The organism is Protofrankia sp. CiT1 (genome assembly GCF_917627335.1).
Classification (GTDB): domain Bacteria; phylum Actinomycetota; class Actinomycetes; order Frankiales; family Frankiaceae; genus Protofrankia.
Map to the genome: position 1 here is coordinate 1 of NZ_CAKJTP010000214.1, position 5,200 is coordinate 5,200.

Annotated in this window: 7 protein-coding genes and 1 pseudogene; 4 read left to right on the forward strand and 4 right to left on the reverse strand. The window is 67.4% G+C overall.

The genetic code is table 11. The features are described from left to right. The 3 genes and pseudogenes from MJ785_RS20120 to MJ785_RS20130 form a co-directional block, all read right to left on the reverse strand. Nucleotides 1-272, reverse strand: a pseudogene (locus MJ785_RS20120) (cell division protein FtsK); the annotation flags it as partial. A gap of 146 nt (nt 273-418) precedes the next feature. Then, entirely contained in the window at nt 419-709 is a 291-nt protein-coding gene (locus MJ785_RS20125; RefSeq protein ID WP_239382287.1) for a hypothetical protein, read from the reverse strand. After that, entirely contained in the window at nt 706-1,116 is a 411-nt protein-coding gene (locus MJ785_RS20130) for a plasmid replication, integration and excision activator (RefSeq protein WP_239382289.1), read from the reverse strand. Before MJ785_RS20130 ends, MJ785_RS20125 begins: the two co-directional genes overlap by 4 nt. A gap of 218 nt (nt 1,117-1,334) precedes the next feature. On the opposite strand from MJ785_RS20130, the gene MJ785_RS20135 reads away from it, so the two are divergent. Continuing rightward, a complete protein-coding gene (locus tag MJ785_RS20135) occupies nt 1,335-1,757 on the forward strand; it encodes a helix-turn-helix transcriptional regulator (protein WP_239382291.1) in 423 nt (140 codons plus the stop codon). Between the two features lie 56 nt (nt 1,758-1,813). On the opposite strand, the gene MJ785_RS20140 is transcribed toward MJ785_RS20135, so the two are convergent. Beyond that, the gene (locus MJ785_RS20140; protein ID WP_239382293.1) at nt 1,814-2,236 is read right to left on the reverse strand and encodes a hypothetical protein; all 423 of its coding nucleotides are present in this window, start codon (nt 2,234-2,236) and stop codon (nt 1,814-1,816) included. A 391-nt stretch (nt 2,237-2,627) separates the two neighbouring features. Here MJ785_RS20140 and MJ785_RS20145 point away from each other — a divergent pair, with 391 nt between their 5' ends. The 3 genes from MJ785_RS20145 to MJ785_RS20155 are packed head-to-tail and all read left to right on the forward strand — an operon-like array spanning nt 2,628 to nt 5,170. After that, nucleotides 2,628-3,614 carry a helix-turn-helix transcriptional regulator gene (locus tag MJ785_RS20145; RefSeq protein WP_239382295.1) on the forward strand — a complete coding sequence of 329 codons (987 nt, stop codon included), beginning with the start codon at nt 2,628-2,630 and terminating at the stop codon, nt 3,612-3,614. Beyond that, entirely contained in the window at nt 3,601-4,797 is a 1,197-nt protein-coding gene (locus MJ785_RS20150; protein ID WP_239382297.1) for a hypothetical protein, read from the forward strand. Before MJ785_RS20145 ends, MJ785_RS20150 begins: the two co-directional genes overlap by 14 nt. Beyond that, nucleotides 4,682-5,170 (forward strand): gamma-glutamylcyclotransferase family protein, encoded by a 489-nt coding sequence (locus tag MJ785_RS20155; protein WP_239382299.1) that lies wholly within the window; start codon nt 4,682-4,684, stop codon nt 5,168-5,170. The genes MJ785_RS20150 and MJ785_RS20155 overlap by 116 nt, the downstream gene beginning before the upstream one ends. Nucleotides 5,171-5,200: the final 30 nt, after the last annotated feature.

Consider the following 5,200-nt stretch of genomic DNA (forward strand, 5'->3'; position numbering starts at 1 on the left):
GTGAATGACCGGCGATGGGTCAGCCGCCAGACGACGGCCATCAGGACCAAGCCGGCAACGCCCAGGCTCAGCCCGGCCAGGCCGAACCGCTCCCGAACCACGAGCACGGCGAGCAGCAGACCGACCAGCACCGGATGCCGCACAAGAAAGACCAGCACGTGGGCGCATATCTTGCCGGCCAGTCCGACAAGCAGCATCCACAGCGGGACACGGACCGTATCGGCCCGGGACGGAATCCGGGGTATTCCCCGGTCACCGTTAATTCTGGACATGACACATACCACCTGTTTCAGAGCACACGAAACCAGGATCGGAAAAAACGGGGAAAGCAGCGGAGGCAGGCCCAGAACCGCCCGTCAAAGCCGACGGTTCCAGACCACCTGCCGGAAAAAACTGCGCAACGACTATGCCGCAACGACTACGCGGCGAGATCCCGTGGCAATTCAGCCGCGTCCTGGGCGGCGAACCGGAACCGTTCACATTCCACGAGGTAATCGTTCACCGCGCCCAGCAGCGCATACGCGAACTCGACCTGGTCGGCGGTCACCGCGGTACCAGCCGGCGAGACAGAAAGCCGCGCCTGGCCTACGTCGACCGTGAGGATCGGCGGCTTGTCCGGGCAGATGTGGCAGCGAACCAACCAGTCCGCGCCCACGCCCAGCCCCAGCTGCGTCGAGGAGCGCAGCACGTCCGCGTCGAGCCCACTCACGCCGCCACCGCCGGACCGGGACGCCGCGCCGAGGCCACCGAACCAACCGGACGCATCGCCGCCGCCCGCAAAGAGAACGCCACCCGCCCATTGGCATCCACATAGGGCACCACGACCAGCCCCTCAAACAGCGCCGGCCGGAATGGCGTGCCCGGCATCGGGTCCGGGGGCACCGGCGCCACCTCACCGAGGATCTTCACCTTCAGTTCGGACTTCCGTGCCGCCGGGTCCGCGTCGAGGACCCGCACCGCCCACACCCGCTCGCCGGTGTCCTTGTCCCGCGCCTGCACATCCGGCACGTTCGCCTTCACCTTGTCGTAGTCGTTCGCAGGCTCCACACCCAGCACGAACGCGCCGTGCGGGAACACGTCCTCAAAACGCACCGGAATACGCCCGGGAACCGCCATCACGCCGCCTCCACTCGTCTTGTTGACCCCGGAACCATCGGTGCGTTCCGGCTGACGAGAAACACAATCCACCGCTCACCAAGCGCGCATCAACCGCCAGTCCGGCGTTGTATATACCGGTAGCATGGCCATCATGCGTGCCGCATCGTTTCATGCCATGGTGATATGACGCGCGGGTATACCGGTAGCGCTCCCGCGCAGGCCGCTAATATGCACGCATGGCTGACCGGAAAACCCCGCCGGTATACCGGACGAGAGGTCCAGTGGACGGCGAGGACTGGGCCGCCGTCGCCGTAGCACTCAACGACCGGATGGCCCGCCGCCGCATCGGACAACAAGACCTTGCCCGCGCGTCAGGGGTGTCCGTGTCGACCCTGCGCGAGCTTCAACACGGCGCCGGCCGCCGCGTGCAGAACAAGACCTTGACCGCGATCGCCCTCGCGTTGGGCTGGCCCGACGACCACCTGATACACATCCTGATATCCAGCACACCGACCGAAGACGACGAGACACACGAACCCCCCGGCCGGGAGATCCTCGCTATCCTGGCCCGCCTGGACGAGCGCATGACCGAGGCCATGACCAGACTCACCGCCATCGAACACGCCGTCACCCGGTCGAGCAGCCGACCACCATCCTGAGACGACAAAGGGCCGGACCTCGCGGCGAGGTCCGGCCCGTGTGACGTTCCGAGATATCAGCCTGGCAGAGAATGGCTCCCGGCGCGGGCAGGCAGCTGACCGATCAGCTGCCGCCGCAGCGCATCGGCGACATCGGCTTTCCCCGCCGCATATGCGGCCCGTTCCCCCTCGGTCATCCATCGCCGCCCGTTGCCTTCCCCGACCAACGCCGGGTCCAGTTCGAGCATGGCCCGCAGGAATGCCCCGGGCACCTGCCGCCGGTCCAGCCGCACGCCCGACGCCTCATAGACGAGCATGACGTCAACATCTCCGTGGACTTCGATAAACCGCAGACCCGCCGGCATCTCCGCCGCCGCCGCAGCCAGCGCCTGGGCCGAGGAGTCAGCCGGGACGGCCAGCGCCCAGGCGTTCGCGCCCCACGGCAGCAGGCCCACCCCGGGTTGCTCGGGCGTCTGGCAGGAGCCGCTTATCCAGGTCATCGCGAGCCCCCAGGCCCGCCTCGATGATCCATCCTGGTCTGTCTCGGTATGCGCAATGGCATGTGCCGTCCCTCTCGTCTCGTCCGCTCGCGTCCGGGATGCCACCCCGCCCCGCGGAGCCCGGCTCTACGCGAACGCGGGGCGGGGTGACCTGCACAGCAGCCTCACCCGCACCTGCTACATCACGAAACGTCACGATGGCAATGTACGGTGTGCATGGAATCCGGACCGGTCACCGCCTGCCGAGCAGTTGACGAGAGCCAGCCGAGCGCCACACCATCCCACCAGCGGCGAACGACCCATACCACGATGGCATAGTGGCGCTAATCTCTGCATAACGACCTTGACCACCCGCTGACCTGGCAATCAGCCCATACCGAGGAGATGGCGGATGGCCCAGCCCGCTCCTCCCTACATCGTCTCGCCCGAACTTCTTGCCCGGGACGAGTTCCGCGCCGCCTGCGAAACCCTGGACTTTCAGACGATCTTTCGTCTGATGCGCAAGTACGACGGCGCCAGCCAGGACCGCGTGTCCTCCCCGGTACCGGGGCTCACGCAAAGCCGGGTCAGCCGGGTCATGAGCGGCGAGACCCGGATCACCTCGCTGGACCTTGTCCAGCGCATCGCCGACGCCTTACGCATCCCCGGCACCTACTTCCGCCTCGCCCCGCGCCCCTGGGAGAACACGCAACCCATAACCGTCCCGGACCCCGCATCGGCGGCACCACCCACCAGCCCGGCTGTCCCCAGCCAACCCGCCGCCGGCACGACAAGCACGGCCAACGTGACCCCACCGGCCGGTGAGACAGTCGGTGACGTCGAGGACCGCAGCCTGACCATCGACATCGACGTTGCCGAAGACGGATGGGCAACCCTGACCTACCGGCACGAGCTCTACAACGCCACGGCCACGCCGTTCACCCGGTTGAACCGGGAACTGTGGTTCGAGACCACCAACGGCCCGTTACAGCTCGAGGCCCTGCCCTCCCCCAACCGGAACATCATTATCCAACGCATCCACGACACCACGCTCAACGCCCGGTTCGCCTGCCAGATCTTCCCCGCGATCCAACCCGGAGAGACCGCGATCGTCGGCTACCGGAGCACCGGCGGACGGTTCGTCTACGACCACTACTGGCGACAGTCGATCGTCCGCCCGACCGGCACCCTCACGATCCGGCTTCGCCACCAAGGCGTCACAGCATTAACCCGGTGCACGGCGACCGAGGACCGGCCGGACGGCTCAGAGATCTCCGCGACCGACGGCCTGTCCTTCTCCCGAGGCGAAACCGGCGTCGTCATCGAGCTGACCCGGCGGAACCTCCGACCGAACCAGTTCGTGACGCTGCGATGGGACACCACCCATGCGCCTCCGTGACGACATCGAACAGACACTCCGAGCCTGGGACGCCTACGAGACCGCGCGTCAAGCCGCCCCGATCATCGATTTCGACTGTGTGCCACCGCCGGACCCGGTGACGGCCGCCCCCAGCCGTGTGGACGTGCACAGCGCGCTTTCCGCGTTGTCCGCACAGGCTGCGGATGAAGGCGACCAGGTGTGCGCCGAGCAGCTCCGCGCACACCTGACCTATCTCGGCGCGCTCCTCGGTGAACACCCCCCGCTCGACGACTACCTGACCGCCACCCAGGGATGCCCCGCGGCCGGATGGCCCGACGAGTACGTGACCGCCATCGGTGACCGCGCCCGCACAGCCCTGGCCGATCTTGGCGTGTCGTGGGACGCCACCACCGACCACCAGCTCCGCGAGACCGAAGGCCCGGTCGACATCACCGACGCACCCGAGATGATCCGGGCCGCCGCCACCGAGGCAGAGCCCGCCGTCCGCGCCCTTGCCGACACCGACGCCCCATACACCCTGGAGATCACGACCGCGGACGTTGACGCCTACTGGGCCTACTGGCTCGACGGCACCGGCCAGCACGTACGGCTCCGGCTCAACCTCCGCAACGCTGCCTTCACCACGGTACGCATCCGCCAGTTCGCCCTCCACGAAATTCTCGGCCATGCCCTCCAAAGCGCCAGCTACACCGCCACCGCCAGACAGACCGACGTGCCATGGCCCCGCCTGCTGGCGATCCACACGCCGTATCAAATGCTGCTGGAAGGCATCGCCCAGGCCATGCCGTTGTTCATCGTCCCCGACGACACCGCCGTCACGGCCCGGGTCCGCCTCGACCACTACCTACAACTCGTCCGCGCCGAGCTGCACCAGGCCATCAACACCGGTGCACCTGCCACCGAGTGCGCCGAGCACGCCCGCACCCGCGTCCCGTTCTGGACCACGGCCACCATCGCCGACATCCTCACCGACCGCGGTAACGACCCCCAGCTACGAAGCTATCTGTGGGCCTACCCCGCCGGCATCGACTGGTTCGTTTCCCTCGCCGACACCGCCGACACCGCCACCGTGGGGAAGGTCTTCCGTGCCGTCTACGCCCAGCCCCTCACCCCACACCAACTCACCCAGCTCTGGCCGGCTGGCCCCCGCATCGGCGGACCCGGCGCCCCTGTTCGTCTACGGAAGCCTCCTCTTCCCTGACGTCCTCCATGTTCTTATCGACCGCGACCCCCACCGCGTCCCGGTCACGGTCACCGGATGGCGCGTCATCGCTCTGCCGGAACGGATCTACCCCGGCCTTATCCCCGACCCGACCACCACCGCCACCGGACATCTGTTCGACGACCTCACCCAGGCAGAACGAGAAACCCTCGACGCCTTCGAAGCCGACATCTACACCCTGACCCGCGTCCCCCTGGACCACGGCCGCCACGCATGGACCTACGCCTGCACCAACCCCACCGACTTCCTCCCCGCCGAACCATGGAGCCCCGAGGAGTTCACCCGCACCCACCTACCCACCTACGTGGACCGCTGCACCACATGGCGCCACCGCCACGAGTCAAGCGCATAGCCCGCAGGTTGCCGAATTCCTCGTTTTATG